The sequence below is a fragment of the Streptomyces roseus genome, assembly GCF_001044425.1.
GTDB lineage: Bacteria > Actinomycetota > Actinomycetes > Streptomycetales > Streptomycetaceae > Streptomyces > Streptomyces roseus.
Map to the genome: position 1 here is coordinate 57,035 of NZ_LFML01000022.1, position 24,108 is coordinate 81,142.

At 74.4% G+C, this 24,108-nt stretch carries 18 protein-coding genes; 10 read left to right on the forward strand and 8 right to left on the reverse strand.

What is annotated here, in order from left to right:
* Positions 1-145: 145 nt before the first annotated feature.
* The 3 genes from ACS04_RS06350 (at position 146) to ACS04_RS06360 (ending at position 7,506) form a co-directional block, all read left to right on the forward strand.
* Positions 146-1,651 carry a hypothetical protein gene (locus tag ACS04_RS06350; RefSeq protein WP_245236299.1) on the forward strand — a complete coding sequence of 502 codons (1,506 nt, stop codon included), beginning with the start codon at positions 146-148 and terminating at the stop codon, positions 1,649-1,651.
* A 175-nt stretch (positions 1,652-1,826) separates the two neighbouring features.
* Positions 1,827-2,729 (forward strand): hypothetical protein, encoded by a 903-nt coding sequence (locus ACS04_RS06355; protein ID WP_048475527.1) that lies wholly within the window; start codon positions 1,827-1,829, stop codon positions 2,727-2,729.
* Between the two features lie 64 nt (positions 2,730-2,793).
* On the forward strand, positions 2,794-7,506 hold the full coding sequence (locus ACS04_RS06360) for a hypothetical protein (protein ID WP_048475528.1): 4,713 nt from the start codon (positions 2,794-2,796) through the stop codon (positions 7,504-7,506).
* A 66-nt stretch (positions 7,507-7,572) separates the two neighbouring features.
* Here the strand turns inward: ACS04_RS06360 and ACS04_RS39180 are convergent, their stop codons facing one another.
* Positions 7,573-8,112: a hypothetical protein gene (locus ACS04_RS39180; protein ID WP_280920976.1), complete on the reverse strand. Its 540-nt coding sequence runs from the start codon at positions 8,110-8,112 to the stop codon at positions 7,573-7,575.
* A gap of 352 nt (positions 8,113-8,464) precedes the next feature.
* Here ACS04_RS39180 and ACS04_RS06370 point away from each other — a divergent pair, with 352 nt between their 5' ends.
* The 4 genes from ACS04_RS06370 to ACS04_RS06385 are packed head-to-tail and all read left to right on the forward strand — an operon-like array spanning position 8,465 to position 12,683.
* On the forward strand, positions 8,465-11,194 hold the full coding sequence (locus tag ACS04_RS06370) for a sensor histidine kinase (protein ID WP_425337811.1): 2,730 nt from the start codon (positions 8,465-8,467) through the stop codon (positions 11,192-11,194).
* Positions 11,191-11,628, forward strand: a complete 438-nt coding sequence (locus ACS04_RS06375; RefSeq protein WP_030162639.1) for a roadblock/LC7 domain-containing protein — start codon at positions 11,191-11,193, stop codon at positions 11,626-11,628. Before ACS04_RS06370 ends, ACS04_RS06375 begins: the two co-directional genes overlap by 4 nt.
* Before the next feature lie 10 nt (positions 11,629-11,638).
* Complete coding sequence (locus tag ACS04_RS06380) at positions 11,639-12,076, forward strand: DUF742 domain-containing protein (protein ID WP_063839242.1); 438 nt, start codon at positions 11,639-11,641, stop codon at positions 12,074-12,076.
* The gene (locus tag ACS04_RS06385) at positions 12,057-12,683 is read left to right on the forward strand and encodes a GTP-binding protein (RefSeq protein ID WP_048475530.1); all 627 of its coding nucleotides are present in this window, start codon (positions 12,057-12,059) and stop codon (positions 12,681-12,683) included. Before ACS04_RS06380 ends, ACS04_RS06385 begins: the two co-directional genes overlap by 20 nt.
* 248 nt (positions 12,684-12,931) lie before the next feature.
* On the opposite strand, the gene ACS04_RS06390 is transcribed toward ACS04_RS06385, so the two are convergent.
* From ACS04_RS06390 to ACS04_RS06400, 3 genes are read right to left on the reverse strand one after another with little or no spacing between them, the layout of a single operon-like run.
* The gene (locus tag ACS04_RS06390) at positions 12,932-14,122 is read right to left on the reverse strand and encodes a lipid-transfer protein (protein WP_048475531.1); all 1,191 of its coding nucleotides are present in this window, start codon (positions 14,120-14,122) and stop codon (positions 12,932-12,934) included.
* Positions 14,119-14,583, reverse strand: a complete 465-nt coding sequence (locus ACS04_RS06395; RefSeq protein WP_048475532.1) for a Zn-ribbon domain-containing OB-fold protein — start codon at positions 14,581-14,583, stop codon at positions 14,119-14,121. Before ACS04_RS06395 ends, ACS04_RS06390 begins: the two co-directional genes overlap by 4 nt.
* Before the next feature lie 33 nt (positions 14,584-14,616).
* A complete protein-coding gene (locus ACS04_RS06400) occupies positions 14,617-14,994 on the reverse strand; it encodes an Mpo1-like protein (RefSeq protein WP_048475533.1) in 378 nt (125 codons plus the stop codon).
* A 72-nt stretch (positions 14,995-15,066) separates the two neighbouring features.
* Between ACS04_RS06400 and ACS04_RS06405 the strand changes: the two genes are divergently transcribed.
* Positions 15,067-15,579 (forward strand): NUDIX domain-containing protein, encoded by a 513-nt coding sequence (locus ACS04_RS06405; protein WP_048475534.1) that lies wholly within the window; start codon positions 15,067-15,069, stop codon positions 15,577-15,579.
* Positions 15,580-15,610: 31 nt separating this feature from the next.
* On the opposite strand, the gene ACS04_RS06410 is transcribed toward ACS04_RS06405, so the two are convergent.
* Positions 15,611-18,007: a glycoside hydrolase family 31 protein gene (locus ACS04_RS06410; RefSeq protein ID WP_048475535.1), complete on the reverse strand. Its 2,397-nt coding sequence runs from the start codon at positions 18,005-18,007 to the stop codon at positions 15,611-15,613.
* 207 nt (positions 18,008-18,214) lie between these two features.
* Between ACS04_RS06410 and ACS04_RS06415 the strand changes: the two genes are divergently transcribed.
* Both ACS04_RS06415 and ACS04_RS06420 read left to right on the forward strand, forming a co-directional pair.
* On the forward strand, positions 18,215-20,209 hold the full coding sequence (locus tag ACS04_RS06415) for an acetoacetate--CoA ligase (protein WP_048475536.1): 1,995 nt from the start codon (positions 18,215-18,217) through the stop codon (positions 20,207-20,209).
* A 64-nt stretch (positions 20,210-20,273) separates the two neighbouring features.
* Positions 20,274-21,242, forward strand: a complete 969-nt coding sequence (locus tag ACS04_RS06420; RefSeq protein WP_245236301.1) for a hypothetical protein — start codon at positions 20,274-20,276, stop codon at positions 21,240-21,242.
* 99 nt (positions 21,243-21,341) lie between these two features.
* On the opposite strand, the gene ptsP is transcribed toward ACS04_RS06420, so the two are convergent.
* The 3 genes from ptsP to ACS04_RS38850 form a co-directional block, all read right to left on the reverse strand.
* On the reverse strand, positions 21,342-23,012 hold the full coding sequence (ptsP, locus tag ACS04_RS06425) for a phosphoenolpyruvate--protein phosphotransferase (RefSeq protein ID WP_048475537.1): 1,671 nt from the start codon (positions 23,010-23,012) through the stop codon (positions 21,342-21,344).
* Positions 23,013-23,087: 75 nt separating this feature from the next.
* Positions 23,088-23,537 (reverse strand): PTS sugar transporter subunit IIA, encoded by a 450-nt coding sequence (locus ACS04_RS06430; protein ID WP_048475538.1) that lies wholly within the window; start codon positions 23,535-23,537, stop codon positions 23,088-23,090.
* 336 nt (positions 23,538-23,873) lie between these two features.
* The coding region (locus ACS04_RS38850; protein ID WP_209441644.1) for a hypothetical protein at positions 23,874-24,108 on the reverse strand (235 nt) is incomplete at its 5' end.

Genomic DNA, 24,108 nt, shown 5'->3' on the forward strand with positions numbered 1-24,108 from the left:
TGATCATGGAAGCCATGCGGTGAGCGTAGAACGTGGCGGCGCCGAAGACGGCACGTCCGGCGGGAACCGCGGGCGGCACCCGGGACCGATCAGGCCGAACCATGCCGTTTGGGATGTTGTCCCTGTCAGCGCCTAGTCTTTGTCCGTGACTCTCCCCGCCCCGGCGAAGCCCCTTCCGTCCCCGGCGCCGGGCCCGGCCGCCGACGAGGGCCTGGCCCGGCGGCTGCGCGCGCTCGCCTGCACCGCCCCGCTGCACGACCTCGACGTACGCAAGGCCAATCTCGCCGGCGAGTACGGGATCTACGCGATGGCGGAGGTCGCGCTCGCCGCGATCGACCTGGTCACGCTCAACATGGACTTCGACACCGGCGCCGACCACGAGCAGATAGTGGCCAGGCTGCTGCCGCGCGTCGCCGCGCAGGCACCGCACCGCCCGGCGGCCGAGCACGAGCGGGTCGCCCGCTGGGTGCTGGAGAACCTGATCAACGTGGGCAGCGTGGACCGCGGATTCCGCGCGATCTACGGCACGTTCGGCCCGGACGGGGTGTACGTCCGCCGGGACTACGACTTCAAGCTGATCGAAGAGGTCCCCGGCTACGGCGGGGCCGTCTACCTGCGCACGACGGACGAGGCCGTCAACGTGCTGGTCGGCGCCCTCGACACGGACGTCACCAGTGCGCAGATCGCGGCCGAGGTGAAGCTGGAGGTCCTGATCAGCCGGGGCCGCCTCGCCGACGCCCAGCTCGCCGCCGAGCAGGCCCGCTACCGGACCGTGCAGTACGCGGAGACCCTGCGCCGCACCCTGGACGCCACCCGGCGCAACGTCCGGGCGGTGGACTGGCTCGAATCGGTGCCCGACATGATCGAGGAGGCCCTCGACCACGTCGCCGACCGCTACCGGCACGAGAACGCGATCCTGACCAACATCCGCAAGGCCCGCGACGAGGCGGAGGAGCCCGACAACAAGCGGCGCGCCGCCGAGCTCGTCGACATCGTCAAGGACTGCATCCGCCGCCACACCCAGCTCCAGTCGAGGCTGCTGGACGCGGGCCCGCTGTTCCGCGCCGAGCAGGACCGGCAGGCCTTCGCGGCCCCCGCCCCGCGCTCCGGGATCGACCTGTACGGGCAGCTCGTCGCGCCCGTGCTGCCGCTGCCGCTCGCGCAGGCCTCCCGGGTCACCGACGCCTTCTTCGGGTCGGCCGTCGGGCTGCGCACCCCGGTCTCGGTGCGCGTCACCGACCTGGTCGACATCCTGCTGACGCCGCCGGTGGAACGGGAGCACCTGGGCGCGGAGATGCCGGAGCCGGACCTCATCGCGACCCCGGACGACAGCCGGTTCAGCGAGGAACAGCTCGCCGCGGCGATGGAGCTCCTGGACCTGCCGCACGACGCCCCGCGCCGGCTGTCGGGCCTGCTCGCCGAGGCCCGGCGCAGCGACCCGGACCTGCCGTACCTGGTGGCCCTGCTGGCCGTCCACGCGGCCAGCCCGGCCGTCGGCACGGCCTACCGCCAGGGCGAGGAGCGGCTGCTGTTCGCCGTGGACGACGGCGCGCAGCTCGAAGACCCCGAGTTCGGCGGCGCGGACCTGATCGTCGGCACGGCGCTCCTGGACGCGGCCGCGATGATCGCGGACCGCACGGAGGCGGCATGACCCCCGCCGGACCGCACGGAGGCGGCTTGACCCCCGCCGGACCGCCGGGAGGCGGCACGAACCCCGCCGGACCGGCCGGCCGCACAGCACGAACCAGCACAGCGGCGAGGAGCGGCGCGCGGGGGAAGACCCCGCCCGCCGCCGCGACCACCGCACACCACGAGAGGCAGTACCCGTGAGCGACCACCACGCCGAACACCCCGCGTGGAGCGAGGCCGACGCGCCGCCGGCCCCCGTCGCACCCGCCGCCGGCGGGGCGGTGACCCCCGCCGACGCCGCCGACGCGGCCCGGCTCGTCGCGTTCGGGCTCCAGCCCAAGCTGCTCCCGGCCCGCGACGCCGAGTACGCCGAACTGCTGCGCCGCTACCGCGAGGAGCCTGCCTTCGGCCGCCTCGCCGACGCCGTCGCCACCGGGCTCGGCCTCGTCGTCCTGGAGGTGTCCCCGCGCGCCGGCATGGCCGTCGCCGCCGGCGAGGACTCCGTCTTCGCCGTCCGGATGGGCGACTACGCCCGCCGCACCACCGCCGACTCCGCCGACCGGTTCCTGCACGGCCTCGCCCACCTCGCCGTCGCCGCCCTCGCCTTCCCCCGCCCCGAGGACCTCGCCGACGACGGCTACATCGGCCGCGTCACCGTCAACGGGGTCGACGCCTTCGTCCGCCAGACCTGCCGCCGCCTGGAGGAGCGGGCCGAGGAGCTCGGCGAGAACACCGACCCGGCCACCGACGCCCCCGGCCTCGAAGCCGCCTGGCGCGTCTACGCCCGCCGCAGCGCCACCGGCGCCACCAAGGACGCCCGCCGCCTGGCCGGCTCCACCACCGGCATCGTCGGCAAGGCCGCCGCCTTCCTCACCGACTCCGGGTTCCTCCAGCGCACCGGCGATGACGCCGGCGGCACGTACCGCACCACCCCCCGCTACCAGCTCCAGGTCCGCGACATGGCGGGCAGCGCGGCCATGGCCGAGCTCCTGGAACTCGGCGTGGTCCCCGTCAGCGACGGCTCCGCCAGCCTCCTGCCGCCGCCCGAGGGCGACGACCTGGAGCTCGCCGCCGACGCGGGCCTGCCCTTCCACGCCTGAGCCCCGCCGCCCGTCCCGCCCTCCGTACCCCCTCCGTACCGAGAATTCACGAGAGTCCGCCGCCATGTACGAGCTGTCCCGGATCCGCCTCTACTCCATCGGGCCCGCCGGCGCGCGCTACGCCGACACCGTGCTCGACCTGCGCGGAGTCGGTGAGCCGGTGCCCCACCCGGCGCCCGCCCAGGCGGAGTTCTTCGAGGACGAGCCCACCGGCCCGCCGCGCCGCCCGGCGCCCGCCGGCGTGCTCTTCCTGGAGAACGGCGGCGGCAAGTCGGTCCTGCTCAAGCTGATCTTCTCGGTGATGCTCCCCGGCCACCGCAACACCCTCGGCGGCGCCAGCTCCGGCGTGCTGCGCAAGTTCCTGCTCGCCGACGACTGCGGTCACGTGGCCCTGGAGTGGCAGCACACCCAGACCGGCGAGTGCGTGGTCGTCGGCAAGGTCAGCGAATGGCGCGGCCGCCAGGTCTCCAACGACCCGCGCAAATTCGCCGAGGCCTGGTACTCCTTCCGCCCCGGCCCGGGCCTGAGCCTGGACAGCCTCCCCGTCGCCGAGGCCACCACCGTGCGCCCGCCCGTCGAAGGCGCCTCCGGCGCCCGTGGCCGGCGCCGCACGATGAAGGGCTTCCGCGACGCCCTCACCGAGGCCGGCAAGGCGTACCCGCACCTGGAGGTGTACTTCGAGGAGATCCACGACCGGTGGAACGAGCACCTGACCGAACTCGGCCTCGATCCCGAACTCTTCCGCTACCAGCGTGAGATGAACGCCGACGAGGGCGAGGCCGCCGGCCTCTTCGCGGTCAAGAAGGACTCCGACTTCACCGACCTGCTCCTGCGCGCCGTCACCGACACCCGGGACACCGACGGCCTCGCCGACCTCGTCCACGGCTTCGGCAACAAGCTGGGCCGCCGCGCCGAGCTGATGGCCGAACGGGACTTCACCGCCGGCTCGGTGGACCTCCTCACCAAGATCGTGGAGGCGGCCGGGGCCCGCTCCCGGCTCCGCGACGTCCACGCGGGCGCCGAGCGCCGCACCCGCACCCTCGCCCGGCGGCTGTCCGCCCGCGCCGCCGAGGAGCGCGGACGCGCCGCCGACCTCGCGCAGCGGGTCACCGCCGCCGCCCACGGGGTCACCTCCGCCGAGTCCGCGCGCACCCGCAGCGCCGCCGTCTCCGCCGAACTCGCCTACCGGCACGCCTCGCTGGCCCTGACCGTCGCCGACAAGGCCGCCGCCGCCCAGCGCCGCGAACTCCTCGAAGCCCGCACCCTGCACTCCGCGTGGCAGGCCGCAGAGATCGTGCTGCGCCACCGCGCGGCCTCCGACCGCTCCGCCCGGGTCGCCGCCGCGATCCTGGAGGCCGAGCGGGACGCGGCCCCGGCGCTCGCCGCGCGGGCGACGGCCGCCGCCGCGCTCGTACGGGCCCTGCACACCGCCGCCGAGGACGGGGAGCGGGTCGCCAACGAGGAGGAGGAGCGGTCCGCCGCGCTCCAGGAGGCGGGCGAGGCCGCGCACCGCGACGCCACCGCCGCCGCGACGGGGGCCCAGCGGGCCCGGAGCGAGGCCGAACACCTGCGGGCCAGGCTCGCCGAGGTCGAGCAGGAGACCGCCGAGGCGGTACGGGCCGGCTGGCTCGACGACTCGGCGCCCGACGCGGACCCGGCGCGTGCCGCCCTGGCCGCCAGTGATGCCGAGAAGACCGCCGTGGCCGCCTGGGACGAATCCCGCGAGAGCGCCCGGGCCACCGCCGAAGCCGCCCGCGAGGCCGCCGCCGCCGAGTCCCGCGCCGAACTCACCGCCGCCCGCGCGGCGGACGCCGCCGACGCGGCCGAGGCCGCCCACGGCGCCGAGCACCGGGCAGCCGCCTCCCTCGCCGCCTCCCCCCGGCTGGCCGAGCTCCTGGGCCTGGCCCCGACGCCCGAAACCTTCCTCCCGCACCCGCGTACGGGCACCCCGGAGGGGGCCGGTACGCCCGCCCCCCGGCCCGCAGCCGCGAACGGTTCCGCCGCCGCGCACCCGGGCGGCGCCCCCGGCGGCGCCGCGGAAGGCGGCGGCCTGACCGTGGAAGACCTCGACCGGGGCGCCGACGAACTGCGCGAGATGCTCACCCGCGGGGTCGGGACGGCCGAGCGGCAGCTGTTCGAGCTGCGTACCGCCGCCGCCGACGACGCCCGCATCCTCGGCGCCCTCGGCGACGGCGGACTGCTGCCGCCCGGACCCGACGTCCTCGCCACCGTCGAGTACCTCGGCGAACACGGCATCCCGGCCCTGCCCGGCTGGCGCTACCTGGCCCAGTCCGTGGACCCGGCCGACCACGCCGCCGTCCTCGCCGCCCGCCCCGAGCTCGTCGACGGCGTCGTCATCACCGACCCCGACACCCACGCCCGGGCCCGCGAGGTCCTCTCCGCGGCCGCCCTGCTGCCCCGCTCCACCGTCGCCGTCGGCACGGCCGCCGCCCTGCTGGCGCCGGTGCCGCCCTCCCACGGAGAGGACACGGACACCGGGGTCTTCCTCGTCCCGCCGAACCCGGCCATGCACGACGAGCACGCCGCCGACGAGGAGCGCCAAGCGCTGCGCACCCGCGCCACCGCCCGCGACACCGAGATCCGGGACCTGGCCGCCCGCCTCGCCGGGGACCGTGAACTCGCCGCCCGCCTCGCCTCCTGGCGCACCGGCTGCCCGCCCGGCCGCCTCGCCGAGCTGGCCCGGCAGGCCGAGGCCGCCCGGGACTTCGCCGAGGAGGCCGACGCCGAGCTCGCGCAGGCCCGTACCGTACGCGCCGAGGCCGACGAGGCCGCCGCCGACGCCGCCCGCGTCCGCGACGAGCGCCAGGACGCGGCCCAGCGGGCCCGCCGCGCCGCCGACGCCCTCGCCGGGCTCGCCTTCCGGCTGCGCGAGCGCGCCGGCTGGCAGGCCAAGCTCCGCGAACTCGCGGACGACGCCGCCGAGTCCGAGGCCCGCGCCGAGGTCTGCCTGGACCGGGCCCGCGCCGCCGACGAGGACCGCCGCGCCGCCCAGCGCGCCGCCGACGACGCCCGCCGCACCGCCCGCGCGCTGCGCGCCGAGCGAGCCGAGATCGCCGGCGCCCCCGAGGCCCTGCCCGAGGACGACGGCGTCCCCAAGGCGCCCCTGCCCGACCTGCGCGAGGCCTACCGGGCCGCCTCGCGGCTCTACGAGAAGGTCGGCGTCGGCGCCGACCTGCGCGCCGAACAGGCCCGCGCCGAGAGCGACGAGAGCGCGGCCCTCGCCGAACTCGACCGGCTCACCAACAAGGTCCGCACCCGCGCCGCCCAGCTCCTCGAAGGCACCGACGGCGCCGACGGGCCCTCCCGGCAGGCGGCCGCCGCCCGCGCCGAGGCCCTCGTACAGATGCTGGAGACCCGGGCGCAGGCCGCCAGCGAGCAGCTCGGACGGCTCCGGGGCGAGGCCGAACGGCACGCCCCCGCCGAGGGCGAGGCCCACACCGACCTGCCCGAGGAGCTGGTCCCGGGCGACGTGGAACAGGCCCAGGCCCTGCTGCGCACCGCCACCGCCCAGCTCGCCGCGCACACGGCGGCCGTGGAGGCCGCCCGGGCCGCCCACGCCGACCTGCTGCACGCCCACCGCACCGCCGAGGACGGCGCCGGAGGCTTCGACGAGACCGCGGCCATGCTGCGGGACCTGCTGCGCGACCACACCCATCAGGAGGACGAGCGGGAGCCGGCCGCCCACCAGGGCACCCTGGAGGAGGCCCGGCACTCCGCGGCCGAGGCCCGCCGCTCCCTGCGCGGCTGCGCCGCCGACCTCTCGGCCGCCGAGGCGGCGGTGCGCGAGGCGAGCGACGTCCTGGTCCGCCACGCCAACGCCAACCGCTACGAGCAGGTGCGCACCCCCGCGCGCCAGCAGATCCGCGAACTGCCCGCCTCCGCCCTGCCCGAGCACGCCGCGGCCTGGGCCGCCGCCTTCGCGCCCCGGCTGCGCGTCCTCACCGACGAACTGGCCCAGCTGGAGCGCAACCGCGACAGCATCGTCGACCGGCTGCGCGGCCTCGTGGAGTCCGCCCTGGCCACCCTGCGCTCGGCCCAGCGCCTCTCCCAGCTCCCCGAGGGCCTGGGGGAGTGGTCGGGCCAGGAGTTCCTGCGCATCCGCTTCGAGGAGCCGGACCAGGCCACCCTCACGGAACGTCTGGGCGAGGTCATCGACGAGGCCACCCGCGCGGCCGTGAAGAAGAACAGCACCGCCTCCTTCGGCGAGGGCCGCCGCGACGGCATGTCCCTGCTGCTGCGCGGGGTCCAGGCGGCCCTGGAGCCCAAGGGCATCTCGGTCGAGATCCTCAAGCCGGACGCCGTCCTGCGCGCCGAGCGCGTACCGGTCGGCCAGATGGGCGACGTGTTCTCCGGCGGCCAGCTGCTGACCGCCGCGATCGCGCTGTACTGCACGATGGCGGCGCTGCGCAGCAACGACCGCGGCCGCGACAAGCACCGCCACGCGGGCACGCTGTTCCTCGACAACCCGATCGGGCGCGCCAACGCCACCTACCTGCTGGAACTCCAGCGGGCTGTCTCGGACGCGCTCGGCGTCCAGCTGCTCTACACGACCGGCCTCTTCGACACGACGGCCCTCGCCGAGTTCCCGCTGGTCATCCGGCTGCGCAACGACGCGGACCTGCGGGCGGGCCTGAAGTACATCAGTGTCGAGGAGCACCTGCGGCCGGGCCTGCCCCAGCAGTCCCCGGAGGAGGAGACCATCCACGGAGAGATCACGGCGACCCGCATGTTCCGCCGCTCCGCGACCGTTTCCTGATCGCGCCGCACCGCACCGCACCGCACCGCGCCGCTCGCGCCGTACGATGGCCGGCCCGTACGGGCGTCAGCCCCGGCCCGAGCTCGCCTGGTAGCGCCGGTCCGCACCGGGCGGCGGCCAGACGGCCGGCCGGGCGGCCGGGGCCCTCTCGCCGCCGCCCCTCGGTATGCGGCCGCCGCCGGCCCCCGGCTGCCGACGGTGCTCCGTACGGGACTCCGCGTGGGCCCGGCGCCGCTCGCGCCGGCGGCCGCGCGCCGTGCTGCTCGGCTCCGACACCACCCCGTACCGCTGGTTCCACATCTGCCGGGTGATCATCACGTCCAGCACGCCCCAGGTGGCCACCACCGTTCCGGCTATCGCGCCGAGCGCCATCGGCAGGGCCAGCCAGGAGCCGGTCAGCGTCAGGAAGAAGGTGACCGTCGCCTGGGTCAGCGTCACGGCCACGATCAGCACCGCCCGCACCGCCGCGTCCCGCACCGGATCCGGCATGCGGCGGCGCAGCGCCGGCTCCTCCTGCCACAGCGACCGGCCCCGCGCGCCCGCCATCACACCGTCGTCCTCGTACATCCCCATGCCACGCTCCCCCTGCCCCGTCCCCTCAACCAGCTAGACGTTCGAAACCGCCCGGAGATTCCCGTATCCACCAAAGTCTTCTGCCCCGCACGTGCCCATCGCGGAACGAAGAATTCCAGCCATCCATTCGGTTTCGGGAACCGACACCCCACCAAGTGTCATCTGCCACATAACGGACCGCTGTTGACCGGATGTGTCGGACAACTGCTGATCTACGCCCCGGCGCCCGGCCGAAAACGTCCGGACACGCCTTCGAAGCCGCTCCCCGGCAGTAGTAGGCTCACGCCGTTTAAATGACGGAACACCGACCCCCGACAACGGGGTTGAGCTGGGGGAGGCTGGGGAGGCCATGCGCTTTCGCGGGAAGTCCATCCGCCGGAAGATCGTGGCGTTGCTCCTTGTGCCGCTCGTCTCCCTCACCGCCCTGTGGGGCTTCGCGACCGTGCTCACCGGCCGCCAGGCCGTCGAACTCCTCGACGTCGCCTACGTCATCGACAAGGTCGGCTACCCCGTAGAGGACGTCGTCCGCGTCATCCAGAAGGAGCGCCGCCAGAGCCTCGTCGTCCTCGGCGACCCCCGGGCCTCCACCGCGACCGCCGAACTCGCCAAGCGCCGCGCCGCGACCGACGAGCTCGTGGACCGCATCGGCAAGAACGCCAAGGACCCCGAGGTCTCGGACGAGCTGGCCCCCGAGGCCGCCCAGCGCCTCGACTCCATTCTGGACGCCTTCCACGGCATCGGCGCCCTGCGCCGCTCCGTCGACCAGAACACCCTCGACCCGAGCCAGGCGCTGGAGCTCTACAGCCGTCTCGTCGACCCCTGCTACGACTTCCTCCTGAACCTCCACGCCCTCGAAAACGTGGAGATGGACAAGCAGGGCCGCGCGCTCGTCGGCGTCACCCGCGCCCGGGAGACGCTCTCCCGCGAGGACGCCGTCGTCGGGGCCGCCCTCGCGGCCCGCAACGTCACTCCCGCGGACGTGCGGCACGTCTCCGACTTCGCCGCGAATCGGGCCCTGCTCTACGAGTTCAACCTCGCGATCCTCCCGTCCGACGACCGCGAGCAGTTCGAGCAGTACTGGGGCGGCCCCGACACCAAGCCGCTGCGCGACCTGGAGGAACGGTTCGTCGCCGCAGGCCCGGGCAAGAACCCGCGCATCACCGCCGCCCAGTGGGACGAGGCCGCGGGCAAGGTCCTCGACGACCTCGCCACCATGGGCACCGCGGCGGGCGACCGCTACCAAAAGCGCGTCGAACCCGTCGCCATGGACGTCCTCGTCCAGGCGGCCATCGCCGGCGTCCTCGGCTTCATCGCCCTCGTCTTCTCCGTCGTCCTCTCCGTGCGCATCGGCCGGGACCTGGTCCGCGACCTGTCCCGGCTCCGCAAGGAGGCCCACGAGGTCTCCGGCGTCCGGCTGCCCGCCGTCATGCGCCGCCTCGCCGCCGGGGAACACGTGGACGTCGAGACCGAGGCCCCGCGCCTGGAGTACGAGAAGGACGAGGTCGGCCAGGTCGGCCAGGCCCTCAACACCCTCCAGCGCGCCGCCGTCGAAGCCGCCGTCAAGCAGGCGGAGCTCCGCCGCGGCGTGTCCGAGGTGTTCGTCAACCTGGCCCGCCGCAACCAGGTCCTGCTGCACCGCCAGCTGACCCTGCTCGACACCATGGAGCGGCGCACCGAGGACGCCGAGGAACTCGCCGACCTCTTCCGCCTCGACCACATGACCACCCGCATGCGCCGCCACGCCGAGGGCCTCGTGATCCTCTCCGGCGCCGCCCCCTCCCGCCAGTGGCGCAAGCCCGTCCAGCTCATGGACGTCGTCCGGGCCGCCGTCGCCGAGGTCGAGGACTACGAGCGCATCGAGGTGCGCAGGCTGCCGCGGCTCGGCATAGCCGGCCCCGCCGTCGCCGACGTCACCCACCTGGTCGCCGAACTCCTGGAGAACGCGACGGTGTTCTCCCCGCCGCACACCGCCGTCCAGGTGCACGGCGAACGCGTCGCCAACGGCTTCACCCTGGAAATCCACGACCGCGGCCTCGGCATGAACCCGGAGGCCCTCCTCGACGCGAACCTCCGGCTCGCCGAGACCCCGGAGTTCGAGCTCTCCGACACCGACCGCCTCGGCCTCTTCGTCGTCAGCCGCCTCGCCCAGCGCCACGCCGTCAAGGTCGTCCTCCAGCCCAGCCCCTACGGCGGCACCACCGCCGTGGTGTTCCTCCCGGCGGCCCTGCTCACCGAGGCCCCCGAGACCAACGGCACCGGCCTGCGCCTGGGCGACGGCAAGGGCGGCGGCCGGGCCGGCCTGGGCACCAAGAACGGCCGGGGACCCGCCCGGCCCGCCCCGGCCGCCATGGAGCGCGCCCCGGCCGGCCGCACGCTCGCCGCCCCCGAACTGCGCGGCCCGGTCGAACTGGAGGCCCCGCTCGGCGTCCTCGGCCTGGACGGCCTCGACGACCCTGCCCCCCTCGACGAGCTCACCACCGGGATCGCCGGCCTCACCGGCGTCGGCGGCCGCCCCGCCATGGCCACCCTCGACGACGAGACCCCGCCGAACGGCACCCCGCGCAGCGCCCTGCTGGGACTGCGCCCGGCGGACCGCGCGGGGCACGCCGACCGCAAGGGCGGCCCGGACCGCGAGCCCCCGGCCCCCACCGGCCCGGTCCGCCTCGACCGCCACCGCGCCGAACCGGTACGCGGCGCCCGTCCCGACGCGCCCCGCCCCGCGGGAGCCGTGCCGCTGCCGCGCCGCAGGCCCACCCCGACGCTGGTCGCCGAGCACGGCCGCCGGGTGGAGCCCCGCCCGGTCACCGCGGTACCGAAACCCGGGGCGGAGCCGGAGCAGGCCGCCCTGGCCCCCGGCGGTCTGCCCAAGCGCGTCCGCCAGGCCAACCTGGCGCCCCAGCTGAAGAACGCCCGGGCGTCCGCGCCCGCCGAAGCCACCGCCGACCAAGTGGTCGACCGCGACGCGGAAGAAGTACGTACGCGCATGTCCGCACTCCAGCGCGGCTGGACGGCGGGCCGCACCCAGCAGGCACAGGCACAGCAGCAGTCCGGAACCGGGGCTGGCACCTCCGCCGCCACAGGTCCCGGATACGAGAACGAGGGGGACGGTCGATGACCGCACCGCAGACCGGCAACGACACCCGGGGCCGCGGCTCCGGTCCGCTCAACTGGCTCCTCGACGAGCTCGTCGACCGGGTCGGCAGCATCCGCAAGGCCGTGGTGCTCTCCGGCGACGGCCTGCCCACCGGCAGCTCGAAGGACCTGACCCGCGAGGACAGCGAGCACCTGGCCGCCGTGGCCTCCGGCTTCCACAGCCTGGCCAAGGGCGTCGGCCGCCACTTCGAGTCCGGCAGCGTCCGCCAGACCGTGGTCGAGCTGGACGAGGCCTTCCTCTTCGTCATGGCCGCCGGCGACGGCAGCTGCCTGGCCGTCCTCTCGGACGCCGACTCCGACGTCGGGCAGGTCGCGTACGAGATGACCCTCATGGTCAAGCGGGTGGGCGACCATCTGGCGACGGCTCCCCGCTCCGGGCTGCCAGCCGGAGGGTGAGGCGGACGGCATGAGCGATCCAGGCCCGAACGATCCGGCCGAGAACGATCCAGGCCGGCCGTACGATCCCGCCCACCCGCACTGGTTCGACGACGAGGCCGGTCCCGTCGTGCGTCCGTACGCCATGACCCGCGGCCGGACCAGCCACGCCGGCCAGCACCGGCTGGACCTGATCGCGCTCGTCGTCGCCGAACCGGCGGCCGACGACCCGGTCTGGGACCTGACCCTCTCCCCGGAGCACTCCCACATCCTGGGGCTGTGCCGGGAGCGGCCGCAGTCGGTCGCCGAGCTCGCGGCCGAACTCGACCTCGCGGTCGGGGTCGTACGCGTTCTGATCGGCGACCTGGCCGAGGAGCAACTGGTCCATGTGAACCGGCCGGTACCCCCGGCCGAACTGCCCGACGAATCCATTCTGCGTGAGGTGATCGATGGCCTTCGGGCGCTCTAGCCGCACCGGTGCCATGCATGCCGTGTCACCGGTTGAGCCGCTGACCTTGAAGATCCTGGTCGCGGGCGGCTTCGGGGTGGGCAAGACCACCCTGGTCAGTGCGGTCAGCGAGATCAGACCGCTGCGGACCGAGGAACTGCTGTCGGAGCCGGGCGTCGGCATCGACGACACCGGGGGAGTGGAGGGCAAGAGCACCACCACCGTGGCGATGGACTTCGGCCGCATCACGCTGCGCGAGGACCTGGTGCTGTACCTCTTCGGCACGCCCGGACAGGACCGCTTCTGGTTCCTGTGGGACGAGCTGGCCCAGGGCGCGCTCGGCGCCGTGGTCCTCGCCGACACCCGCCGCCTCGCCGACTGCTTCGCCGCGGTCGACTACTTCGAGCGGCGGGGGATCCCGTTCACGGTCGCCGTGAACTGCTTCGACGGGGCCGAGCGGCACCCGGTGGTGACGGTGCGGGAGGCGCTCGACCTCGACCCCGAGGTGCCGGTGCTGCTGTGCGACGCCCGGGACCGGGAGTCCGTGAAGGACGTGCTGGTGGGGGTCGTGGAACACGCGATGTCGCTGGCCCGGGCCCGGCGCCGGAGCCTGAGCGCGGGCGCCTGAGCGCGGGCGCCCGAGGCGTCCGGCCCACGGGAGGCGGCCCGTACCCCCGCCGACTGGGGTACGGGCCGCGGCTCTCATGGGGGGTCCGAGGGCCTCGGCCGGGCGTCGTACGCGGCGGGAGGCTGTGGAGCGAGTGTGAACCCGCCCCCGGGGGCCGTCAAGCGTTCCGACAACAGCCGCTGTTCAGGCTCCGCACCCCGCCGCCCCGTCCCGCCCGCGCAGCCGCGGGCGGCAGGCGAGGAGGCGCCTCACCGCACCGCGACGACGGCCGATCCGTGCCCGAACAGCCCCTGGTTCGCGGTGATCCCCGCCCGCGCCCTCGGCACCTGCCGGTCCCCGGCCGTGCCCCGCAGCTGCCAGGTCAGCTCGCACACCTGGGCGATGGCCTGCGCCGGCACCGCCTCCCCGAAAGAGGCGAGCCCGCCGCTGGTGTTCACGGGCACCCGCCCGCCGAGCGCCGTCACGCCCTCCCGTACGAGCTTGGCCCCCTCGCCCTCGGCGCACAGGCCGATGTCCTCGTACCACTCCAGCTCCAGAGCGGTGGACAGGTCGTACACCTCGGCGAGCGAGAGGTCCCCGGGCCCGAGCCCGGCCTCCTCGTAAGCGGCCCGCGCGATCGACGCCCGGAAGGAGCCCGGGGCCGGCCGTACGGCGGTCACGGAGTCCGTGGCGATGTCAGGGAGGTCGAGGACCGTACGGGGATACGTCGGCGTCACCGTCGACACCGCCCGGATCCGCACCGGATCGGCGACCCCGCGCGAGCGCGCGAAGTCCATGCTGCCCAGGACCAGCGCCGCGCCGCCGTCCGAGGTGGCGCAGATGTCGAGCAGCCGCAGCGGATCGGCGACGACCGCCGAGTCCGCGACCTCCTCGGCCGTGACGGGCCTGCGGTAGCGGGCGAGCGGGTTGAGCGCGCCGGCCGCCGCGTTCTTGACCTTGACCTGCGCGAAGTCCTCCAGCGTGTCCCCGTGGACCGCCATCCGGCGGCGCGCGTAGAGCGCGAAGTACGCCGGGTTCGTGGCGCCCAGCAGGCGAAAGCGCAGCCAGTCCGGATCGTCCGGCCGGTCCCCGCCCGCCGGGGCGAAGAACCCCTTGGGCGCCGCGTCCGCGCCGACCACCAGGACGACGTCGGCCAGCCCGGCCAGAATCTGCGCCCGCGCCGCCCCGATGGCCTGGGCGCCGGAGGCGCAGGCCGCGTACACGCTGGTCACCCGCGCGCCCTGCCAGCCGAGGGCCTGGGCGAAGGTCGCTCCGGCCACGTAGCCCGGGTACCCGGAGCGCACGGTGTCGGCGCCGACGATCGACTGGACGTCGGCCCACTCCAGCCCGGCGTCGGCGAGCGCGGCGCGGGCCGCCGCCCGTCCGTACTCGACGAAGCTGCGGCCCCACTTGCCCCAGGGGTGCATCCCGGCGCCGAGGACGGCGATGTCGGCGCTCACGCGGAGCCTCCCGCCGGCCGGAACCGCCAGGTGGTCCAGGCGGTCCCGGTCTGCGGGTCCTCGTTCAGCACGCCGCCGACCACCTCGACCTCCATCCCGACCGCCAGATCGGCGACCGTGACCCCGGGGACCGTCTGCCCGAGCACGACCATCCCCTCGGCCTCCAGCTCCACCGCGACCAGGGTGTACGGCTCCCAGGGCGCGTCCGGGTCGGACACGTACGGCGCGGGCGGCCGGTAGCGCCCGTCGGTGAAGGACCACACGCGGCCGCGCGGGGAGAGCGGCACCTCGGCGAGGAGGCCGTCACCGGGGCAGTGCGGATTGCGGCAGTACGCGTCCTCGCGCGGGAAGAACACCGCGGCGCAGGCGGAACACCGGGTGCCGAGCAGCCGGAAGCCGGCGCCGTCCGGCCCGTCCTCGGTGAACCACCCGCTGACGACGGGGGTGCGTGCGCTTTCCAAGGGACCCTCCCTGGGCAGTTATCTGACGTATCGTCAGGTTCCTTGGAAGTCTGGCACGGGCGGGCAGCCCCGGCACGGGTTCTCGGCAAGCCACTTGTGCGCGATCCCGGCCAGCTCGGCGTCCCGCCCGGCCAGCATCATCCGGATCATCCGCGCGTCCCCCCGCAGCGACCAGGCGGGGTGGCCGAAGGTGGCCGGATTGTTCCCCTCGATCAGGAAGTGCGCGGGCCAGGCCGTCCCGTACCCGATCAGCGGGAGCGCGGCGAGGAACCGCTTGCGGCCCCGCGCCACCCCGTAGGCGGTGAGGGCGAACCCGGTCAGGGTGCCGCACAGGTGGATCCAGCGGGTGGCGGCGCGGGAGTGCTGGGCGACGTAGTAGGGCCAGAACTCCTCGTACGAAGTGAACGTCATGCGGGCACCGTACTCACGGCCGCAGAAGGGCAACAGGGACCGCAGTGCCGGAGGTTGGCATACGATCGCCGCATGCCGGCACAGCAGAGGGACTCGCACTGCTCCACCTGCGGAGCGCCGTTCGACACGACCGCCTGGCCCCGTACGTGCGCCTCCTGCGGAGCCGTCACGTACCGCAACCCGCTCCCGGTGGCCGTCACGCTGCTCCCGGTCGAGGACGAGGCGGGGACGGGACTGGTGGTGATCACCCGCACCATCGAGCCCGCCCTCGGCGGCATCGCGCTGCCCGGCGGTTTCATGGACTTCGGCGAGGACTGGCGCGAGGCGGTCGTACGCGAACTGCGCGAGGAGACGGGCATCCGCGCCCCGGCCTCCGAGGTCGTCCTGGCCGACGCCATGAGCTCCCCGGCAGGCCACCTGCTGCTCTTCGGCCTGTTGCCGCCGTGCCCGACCGCCTCCCTCCCGCCGTCGGCCCCGACGGACGAGACCACGGGCTGGCACATCCTGCGCACCCCGGCGGAACTGGCCTTCCCCCTCCACACGCGGGCCGCGGCAGCCTGGTTCGCGGGCCGCTACACCCCCTGACGGCTGCCGGACCAGGACCGCGCGAACGGCCCTACACGAGCCCCGGCACGCCCTCGACGGCTCCGGCCACGGGCCCCAGACCCCGCACCTCCACCCCCTCCACCGGCTCGCCCGCCTCGTTCTCCACCACCACCGCGTCGCCCGCCCACCGCACCGCGTACCGCTCGACCTCCGCCACCTCGAACCCCGGCCCCGGATCCGGGATCACCACCCCGCCGCCCGCGCGCCCCCGCGCCGGAGCCCACGCCTCCAACGCCACCCCGCCCCCGGGGGAGCGCACCGGCAGCACCGCCCCCGCCCGCGCCAGCACCGGGATCCGCCCCTGCGGGGCGTCCAGCAGGACCTGCCCCGGGCCCTCGTGCGCCGCCCCCGTCGCCGTGTCGTACCACCGCCCCCGCGGCAGCCGGACCGCCCGCCGGTCCGCCCCGCACTCCAGCACCGGCGCCACCAGCAGCGCGTCGCCGAGCAGGAACGCGTCCTCGCAGTCCCGCAGCGCCCGGTCCTCCGGCGCCCCCCACCACAGCGGCCGCACGTACGGCGCCCCCGTACGCCGCGCCAGCTGGGCCAGCGTCAGGAAGTACGGCCGCAGCCGCTCCCGCTCCGCCAGCACCTCCCGCGCCCGCTCCGCCACCTCCGGCCCGAACTCCCACGGCTCCCGCCGCCCGGCCCAGATCGCCGAATGCGTCCGGAACAGCGGCAGGTACGAGCCGAGTTGCAGCCACCGCAGGTACAGCTCCGGCGAGGGCGAGCCCCCGAAACCGCCCACGTCCGGCCCCGAGTACGGCACCCCGCACAGACCCAGCCCCAACACCAGCGCCAGCGAGGCCCGCAGCCCCTCCCAGCCCGTCTCCACGTCCCCCGACCACGTGCCCCCGTACCTCTGCATGCCCGCCCACCCCGACCGGGAGAACAGGAACGGCCGCTCGGCCGGCCGCAGCCGCACCAGCCCCTCCCACCCCGCCCGCGCCATCGCGAGCGCGTAGACGTTGTGCGCGGCCCGGTGGTCCCCGCCCGCCCCCTCCAGCGCGTGCCGCGCCGAACGCGGCAGCGTCATGTCCCCGAACGGGGCAAAGGACACCGGCTCGTTCATGTCGTGCCAGAACCCGGCGAAGCCCTGCTCCAGCCGCTCCGCGTACAGCCCGCCCCACCAGGTGCGCACCGCCGGATCCGTGAAGTCCGGGTACGCGCACTCCCCGGGCCAGACCTCGCCCCGCACCTCCCGCCCCAGCGCGTCCCGTACGAAGGCCCCGCCCGCCCCGACGGCCAGCCCCGACGCGTGGACGGCGTCGCCCGCCTTCACCGCCGGATCGACGATCGACACCAACCGCACGCCCTGGTCCGCCAGCTCGCGCGCCAGCCCCGGCAGATCCGGGAAGCGCTCCTCGTCCACTGTGAAGACGCGGTGCTCGTCGTAGTGGTCGATGTCCAGGTGCACGGCCGACAGCGGGAGCCCCCGCGCGGTGTAGCCCGACACCACCCGCCGCACCTCCTGCGCACTCCCGAACCCCCACCGGGCGTGCTGGTACCCCAGCGCCCACTCCGGCGGTACGGCGGCCGCGCCGGTCAGCCCCGACCAGCCCTGCAGCACCCGCGCCGGCGTCCCCACCAACACCCAGCACCGCAGCGGTCCGCCCTCCATCCGCACCTCGCCCGTCCCCGGCCGGTCCGCCCCCGACCCGGCGCCCTCCTCGCCCTCGCGCAGCACCACCCGGCCGTCCCAGGAGTTGTCGTGGAACACCAGGTGCGTCCCGGCGTCCGCGACCACCATCTGCACCGGCATCGTGATGTACAGAGGATCGTCGCCCGGACCGAACCCGCCCTTGGGGTCCGTGTTCCACAGCCGATACACCCCGTCGCGCAGCCGCGGCCCGCCGGCCCGCCCGCCCAGCCCGAAGAAGCGCGCGTCCGCCGCCACCTCGGACCGCTGGAGCCAGCGCGCTTCGACCGGCGCGCCGGCGACCGGCTCCGCCGGCTCCCACCAGCGCGGCGGCAGCTCCCGGCGCAGTACCGTCCCGCCCGGCGTACGGACCTCGATCGCGCCGTGCCGGGACACCGCCACCGTCACCCGCTCGGAGACCACCCGCCAGCCGCCTCCCGTGTCCGGCTCCAGCGCGGCCCGCGGATCGGGCTCGGGTCCGCCGCCGACCAGCGCGTACGAGGGCGTCGGCCCGGCCCCGTCCCAGCTCCAGAACACCGCCCCGCCGACCGTGACCCGTACGAGCAGCTCCGAGCGGGCGAATCTCAGCACCCCGCCGCCGGGCCGCGGCTCGGTCCCGGTCAGCAGACCCGGCACGCGAGCGCGCTCGGCGCCGCGGCGCGGGAGCCCCAGCGCGTCCGCGCGCCGGTGGCGCCAGGCCGAGCGCCACGCACGCCTCCCGCGCTCCGTACCGACGTCCATCACCGCACGCACCAGATCACGACCGTTCATGCTGCTCACCCTGCCACCGGCCGCCCGGCGAGCGGGCGGCGTTCAACTTCCGTTCACTCGTCCAAGAGGCCCCTGGTGCGGAGGTGGATCACGTGGCATCGTCCCTGTGGGCCGCCGCGCACACCCACCGCGCGGCGGAGCCGTACGCACCCCCGCACACATCACGCACACGACGCGCGAGCCGCAGACTTGACCGGGAGCCGACCCATGACCTCAGCCACCCCGCCGGAACCCCTCTGGTCCCCGGGCCCCGACCGGATCGCCGCGGCCCGCATCACCGCCTTCCAGGCGTGGGCCGCCGACAGGTTCGCAGCCCCCGCCGACGGTGGCTACCCCGCGCTGCACCGCTGGTCCGTCGAGGAGCTCGACACCTTCTGGCAGGCCGTCGCCGAGTGGTTCGACGTCCGGTTCACCACCCCCTACGAGTCCGTGCTCGCGGACCGCTCCATGCCGGGCGCGCAGTGGTTCCCGGGCGCCACCCTCAACTACGCCGAGCACGCCCTGCGCGCCGCCGAGGACCCGGCGCGCGCGGACGACGCCGCGCTCCTCCACGTGGACGAGACCCACGAGGCCACCCCCGTCACCTGGGGCGAGCTCCGCCGCCAGGTCGGCGCACTCGCCGCCGAACTGCGCGCCCTCGGCGTACGCCCCGGCGACCGGGTGAGCGGCTACCTCCCCAACATCCCCGAGGCCGTCGCCGCACTCCTCGCCACCGCCGCCGTCGGCGCCGTGTGGACCTCCTGCGCCCCCGACTTCGGTGCCCGCAGCGTCCTCGACCGCTTCCAGCAGGTCGAGCCCGTGGTCCTGTTCACCGTCGACGGCTACCGCTACGGCGGCAAGGAGCACGACCGCCGCGACACCGTCGCCGAACTGCGCGCCGAGCTCCCCTCACTGCGCGCCGTCGTCCACATCCCGCTGCTCGGCACGGCGGCCCCCGACGGCGCCCTGGCCTGGTCGGAGCTGGTATCCGGCGACGCCGAGCCGGTCTTCGAGCCGGTCCCGTTCGACCACCCGCTCTGGGTGCTCTACTCCTCCGGTACGACGGGCCTGCCCAAGGCGATCGTGCAGTCCCAGGGCGGCATCCTCCTGGAGCACCTGAAGCAGCTCGGCCTGCACTGCGACCTCGGCCCCGAGGACCGGTTCTTCTGGTACACCTCCACCGGCTGGATGATGTGGAACTTCCTCGTCTCCGGCCTGCTCACCGGGACGACGGTCGTCCTGTACGACGGCAGCCCGGGCTACCCCGACACCGGGGCCCAGTGGCGGATCGCCGAGCGGACCGGGGCCACCCTGTACGGCACCTCCGCCGCGTACGTCATGGCCTGCCGCAAGGCGGAGGTCCACCCCGGCCGGGACTTCGACCTCTCCGCGGTGAAGTGCGTGGCCACCACGGGCTCGCCGCTGCCCCCCGACGGCTTCCGCTGGCTCCACGACGAGGTGGCCGAAGACCTCTGGATCGCCTCCGTCAGCGGCGGCACCGACGTCTGCAGCTGCTTCGCCGGCGCCGTGCCCACCCTCCCCGTCCACATCGGCGAACTCCAGGCGGCCTGCCTCGGGACCGACCTCCAGTCCTGGGACCCCTCCGGAAAGCCGCTCGTCGGGGAGGTCGGCGAGCTCGTCGTCACCAACCCGATGCCCTCCATGCCGATCCGCTTCTGGAACGACCCGGACGGCAGCCGCTACCGCGACAGCTACTTCGAGATGTTCCCCGGCGTCTGGCGCCACGGGGACTGGATCACGATCACCGACCACGGCTCCGTCGTCATCCACGGCCGCTCCGACTCCACCTTGAACCGGCAGGGCGTCCGGATGGGCTCAGCCGACATCTACGAGGCCGTCGAACGCCTCCCCGAGATCAAGGAGTCCCTGGTCATCGGCCTGGAGGAGCCCAACGGGGGCTACTGGATGCCCCTGTTCGTCCACCTCGCGCCCGGCGCCACCCTCGACGACGACCTCCGCGGCCGCATCAAGGCGACGATCCGCGAGGAGCTCTCCCCGCGCCACGTCCCCGACGAGGTCATCGAGGTCCCGGGCATCCCGCACACGCTGACGGGCAAGCGCATCGAGGTGCCGGTCAAGCGCCTCCTCCAGGGCACGCCCATGGTCAAGGCCGTCAACCCGGGCTCGGTCGACAACCTGGACCTCCTGCACTTCTACGCGGACCTGGCCCGCACCCGCACCGGCACCGGCACCCGCGACTGAGGGTCACTGTCAGTGGGCTTGGTTACTGTGAGTGAGCAATCGAATGCGCCACTCAGGGGGAGCCATGCCACGCACACGCCACGACCCGAACCACAGCTCCGGCAAGGCCTCGCCGGCCACGCAGCGGGCCACGGCCCCGCCGGCCGGCGGCCGTACCACCCGGCGCCGCCTGCTGCGCCGCGAAGTCCCCCACACCGTGGGCCTCCTGGCCGACGCGGGGGACTTCGCGGCCATGCGCGGCTACCGCAGCTTCACCTTCGACCACCACGACGACTACAGCGACTACCTCCGGCACGTCGAGGGCCTGCTCCGGTCCCTCGCGGCCCAGGGCCTCCACACCACCGTCGCCCTCTTCGACCCCGACGAGTACGCCGAATTCTGCAAGGAGCACGGCGCCGACCCCGACACCGCCGAGGCGCGCACCCGCTTCACGGCCGAACTGGCCGGCTCCGGAGCCGTACTGCCGTACACCGGCCAGCCCGTCGACGAGCTCCTCCCGCTCCTCGTCGACGAGGCCGTCCGCCAGGCCACCTGGGAGTACGCCACCACGCTGCTCGCCGGCGTCGGCAGCTGCGCCGACTGCGGGGAGGACATCGGCCACGCCTCCTTCACCCGGGCCACCGAAACGCTCAACCGCCTCCTCGACGGCGCCGGGCCCGGCCACCACCACCTCGTGTGCAGCGTCCCGACCCAGGACGAACAGCTCGTCGCCGTCCTGCACGCCGAGGTCACCGCGGACCGGGACGGCCCACCGCGCGTGGACGGCCGCGAGGGGCTCGACTTCGTGACCGTCCTCGCCGCCGGCCTCGCCCTCGGCGGTCCCGGGGGACTGGTGCTGCGCAGCACCACCGAGGCAATCGGCGACCGGGTCCACGGCTGGCGCCTGGACCGCGGCCGCCTCGTACCCCTTTCCGCGGCCGCGGTGTTCAACGCCTACTGCACGGACGCCGACACAGGGGACCCCGTGGCCCCCGAGTCCGGAGTCGACTACTGCCCCGGCTACGAGGTGGACGACCCCACCCCGCACCACTGACCCCTGAGCACCGCCGACCGGTAAGGAGGACACGACCGGAGACGACCGAGGGGCCCCCGCCACCGGCGAAGGCCCCTCGGGCGAACACACCCTGCTCGGCTACTCGCCGGACAGCACCGCCTGGGCGGCCACTCGGGCCTCCTCGGCGCTGTCCGCCGCACGTGCCGCGGCCGCGGCACGCTCACACTGGGCCAGCGTGTACTTGGCGAGCGTCGCGCGCACGTAGGGAATCGAAGCGGCACCCATCGAGAGAGAGGTGACACCCAGACCCGTCAGCACACAGGCCAGCAGCGGATCCGAAGCGGCCTCGCCACAGACACCGCAGCTCTTGCCCTCCGCCCGGGCGGCCTCGGCCGACATGGCGATCAGGTCGAGCAGCGCGGGCTGCCACGGGTCCTGGAGCCGCGACACCGCGCCGACCTGGCGGTCCGCGGCGAACGCGTACTGCGCCAGGTCGTTCGTGCCCAGCGACAGGAACTCGACCTCCTGGAGGATCGCGCGCGCCCGCAGCGCGGCGGAGGGGATCTCCACCATCGCTCCGAACTTCGCCCGCAGCCCGGCTTCGCGGCACGCGTCGGCGAACGCCTTCGCGTCGGTCCGGTCGGCCACCATCGGGGCCATGACCTCCAGGTAGACCGGCAGGCCCTCGGCCGCCTTGGCCAGCGCCGTCAGCTGCGTACGCAGCACGTCCGGGTGGTCGAGCAGCGAGCGCAGACCGCGCACACCCAGAGCCGGGTTCGGCTCGTCGGCCGGGGTCAGGAAGTCCAGGGGCTTGTCGGCGCCCGCGTCCAGGACGCGGACGACCACGCGGCCCTCGGGAAAGGCTTCGAGCACCTTGCGGTAGGACTCGATCTGCTTCTCCTCGGACGGCGCCTTCTTGCTGTCGTCCAGGAACAGGAACTCGGTGCGGAACAGACCCACACCCTCGGCCCCGGCCTCCACGGCCGCCGGCACGTCGGCCGGACCGCCCACGTTCGCCAGCAGCGGCACCTTGTGCCCGTCGGAGGTCGCACCGGGACCGGAGGAGGCCGCCAGCGCGGCCTTGCGCTCGGCGGCCGACGCCTCCAGCTCGGCCCGCTTCTCGGCGGTCGGCTCGACGAACAGGTCGCCGGTGCTGCCGTCGACGGCGATGACCGTACCCTCGGCGATCTCACCCGCGCCCGGCAGGGCCACGATCGCCGGCACGCCCAGCGCCCGCGCGAGGATCGCGCTGTGGCTGGTCGGGCCGCCTTCCTCGGTGACGAAGCCGAGGACGAGCGTCGGGTCGAGCAGCGCGGTGTCGGCGGGAGCGAGGTCCCGGGCGATCAGCACGTACGGCTCGTCGCTGTCCGGCACACCCGGCATGGGTACGCCCAGCAGCCGCGCCACGATCCGGTTCCGTACGTCGTCCAGGTCGGCCACGCGGCCCGCCATGTACTCCCCGGCTCCCGCGAGCAGGTCGCGGTACGAGGCGAACGCGTCGTACACACCGCGCTCGGCCGTGCTGCCGACGGCGATGCGCCGGTCGACGTCCGCCATCAGCTCGGGGTCCGTGGCGATCATCGCCTGGGCCTCCAGAACGTGCTGGGCCTCGCCGCCTGCCAGCTGGCCGCGCGCGATCAGGTCGGCGGACACAGCCTCCACGGCCTTGCGGGCGCGCCCCTGTTCGCGCTCCGCCTCGTCCGCGGTGATCTGCTTGGCCGGCGGTTCCAGAACCGCCGTGCCCATGTGCCGCACCTCGCCGATCGCCACACCGTGGCTCACGCCGACGCCTCGCAGCGTTGTCTCCATTTCACCCGTCTCCGATTGGGCGGCGGGCCCAGCCGCCGCGGTGGATGTCCGACTCGCCAGTTCAGGCGGACGAGGTCACTGCCAGCTGAACAGGGCGTCGTCGGCCTTCACGTCTCCGGACTCGACGACGCCGGAGAGGGAGTCCGCGGTCGCTTCCAGCGCCACGACGGGGCAGATCGGCGACTTGCCGGCGTCCTCGACGGCCTGCGGGTTCCAACGGATGACGGCCTGGCCGCGGGTCACCCTGTCGCCCTTGTTGACGAGGAGCTCGAAGCCCTCGCCGTTGAGCTGGACCGTGTCGATCCCGAGGTGGGTGAGCACGCCGTGCCCTTCGTCGTCGACGACGACGTACGCGTGCGGGTGGAGGGAGACGACCACACCGTCGACGGGGGCCACCGCCTCCGACGGCTCGCGCACGGGGTCAATGGCGGTGCCCGGACCCACCATTGCGCCGGAGAACACCGGGTCGGGCACTGCCGCGAGTCCGATGGCGCGCCCGGCGAGTGGGGACGTCACGCTGGTCATGGGGGGCCTCCCAGGGGTGGGGCTTCAACGTGTCGTCGTCACAACCTGTGCTGTGACGACGTACTTTCAGAAGGGTATGTCATGACACGTCCCGGTTCGCTCGGTGTGCACCCCGTGCAGGAGGGCACGCCACGCGACCGCGGCGACGTAGTGGACTAGACCATACGCCTGATTCGATTTGCTTGGGCACCAAGGGGCCTGTACTGTCGTGACTCCCGCCGGGCCGTGCCGCGTGAACTTCTCGCGAACAGCCGATGGACGGGACTCCTCCTCATTCAGTAGCGATCTTGATCCGTGCTGCTCTTCCTATTGCCTTTTCGGTAATCGGGTGAGTGGTCAGGGAGACGGAAAAGCACTGATAGAGTCGGAATCGCCGGAAAGGGAAAGCGCGAAAGCGAAGGACCTGGAAAGCGAGCGGGACTGACTCTGATAGAGTCGGAAACGCAAGAACGAAGAACGAAAGCCCGGAGGAAAGCCCCAGCGAGTGTTGCTGAGGGTGAGTACGAAGGAAGCGTCCGTTCCTTGAGAACTCAACAGCGTGCCAAAAATCAACGCCAGAAGTTGATACCCC

Coding starts and splice junctions, on each gene's coding strand:
- ACS04_RS06360 (WP_048475528.1), top strand. CDS start 2,794: ATGTACGAGCTGTCCCGGATCCGCCTCTACTCCATCGGGCCCGCCGGC.
- ACS04_RS06375 (WP_030162639.1), top strand. CDS start 11,191: ATGACCGCACCGCAGACCGGCAACGACACCCGGGGCCGCGGCTCCGGT.
- ACS04_RS06380 (WP_063839242.1), top strand. CDS start 11,639: ATGAGCGATCCAGGCCCGAACGATCCGGCCGAGAACGATCCAGGCCGG.
- ACS04_RS06385 (WP_048475530.1), top strand. CDS start 12,057: ATGGCCTTCGGGCGCTCTAGCCGCACCGGTGCCATGCATGCCGTGTCA.
- ACS04_RS06400 (WP_048475533.1), bottom strand. CDS start 14,994: ATGACGTTCACTTCGTACGAGGAGTTCTGGCCCTACTACGTCGCCCAG.
- ACS04_RS06405 (WP_048475534.1), top strand. CDS start 15,067: ATGCCGGCACAGCAGAGGGACTCGCACTGCTCCACCTGCGGAGCGCCG.
- ACS04_RS06410 (WP_048475535.1), bottom strand. CDS start 18,007: ATGAACGGTCGTGATCTGGTGCGTGCGGTGATGGACGTCGGTACGGAG.
- ACS04_RS06415 (WP_048475536.1), top strand. CDS start 18,215: ATGACCTCAGCCACCCCGCCGGAACCCCTCTGGTCCCCGGGCCCCGAC.
- ACS04_RS06420 (WP_245236301.1), top strand. CDS start 20,274: ATGCCACGCACACGCCACGACCCGAACCACAGCTCCGGCAAGGCCTCG.
- ptsP (WP_048475537.1), bottom strand. CDS start 23,012: ATGGAGACAACGCTGCGAGGCGTCGGCGTGAGCCACGGTGTGGCGATC.
- ACS04_RS06430 (WP_048475538.1), bottom strand. CDS start 23,537: ATGACCAGCGTGACGTCCCCACTCGCCGGGCGCGCCATCGGACTCGCG.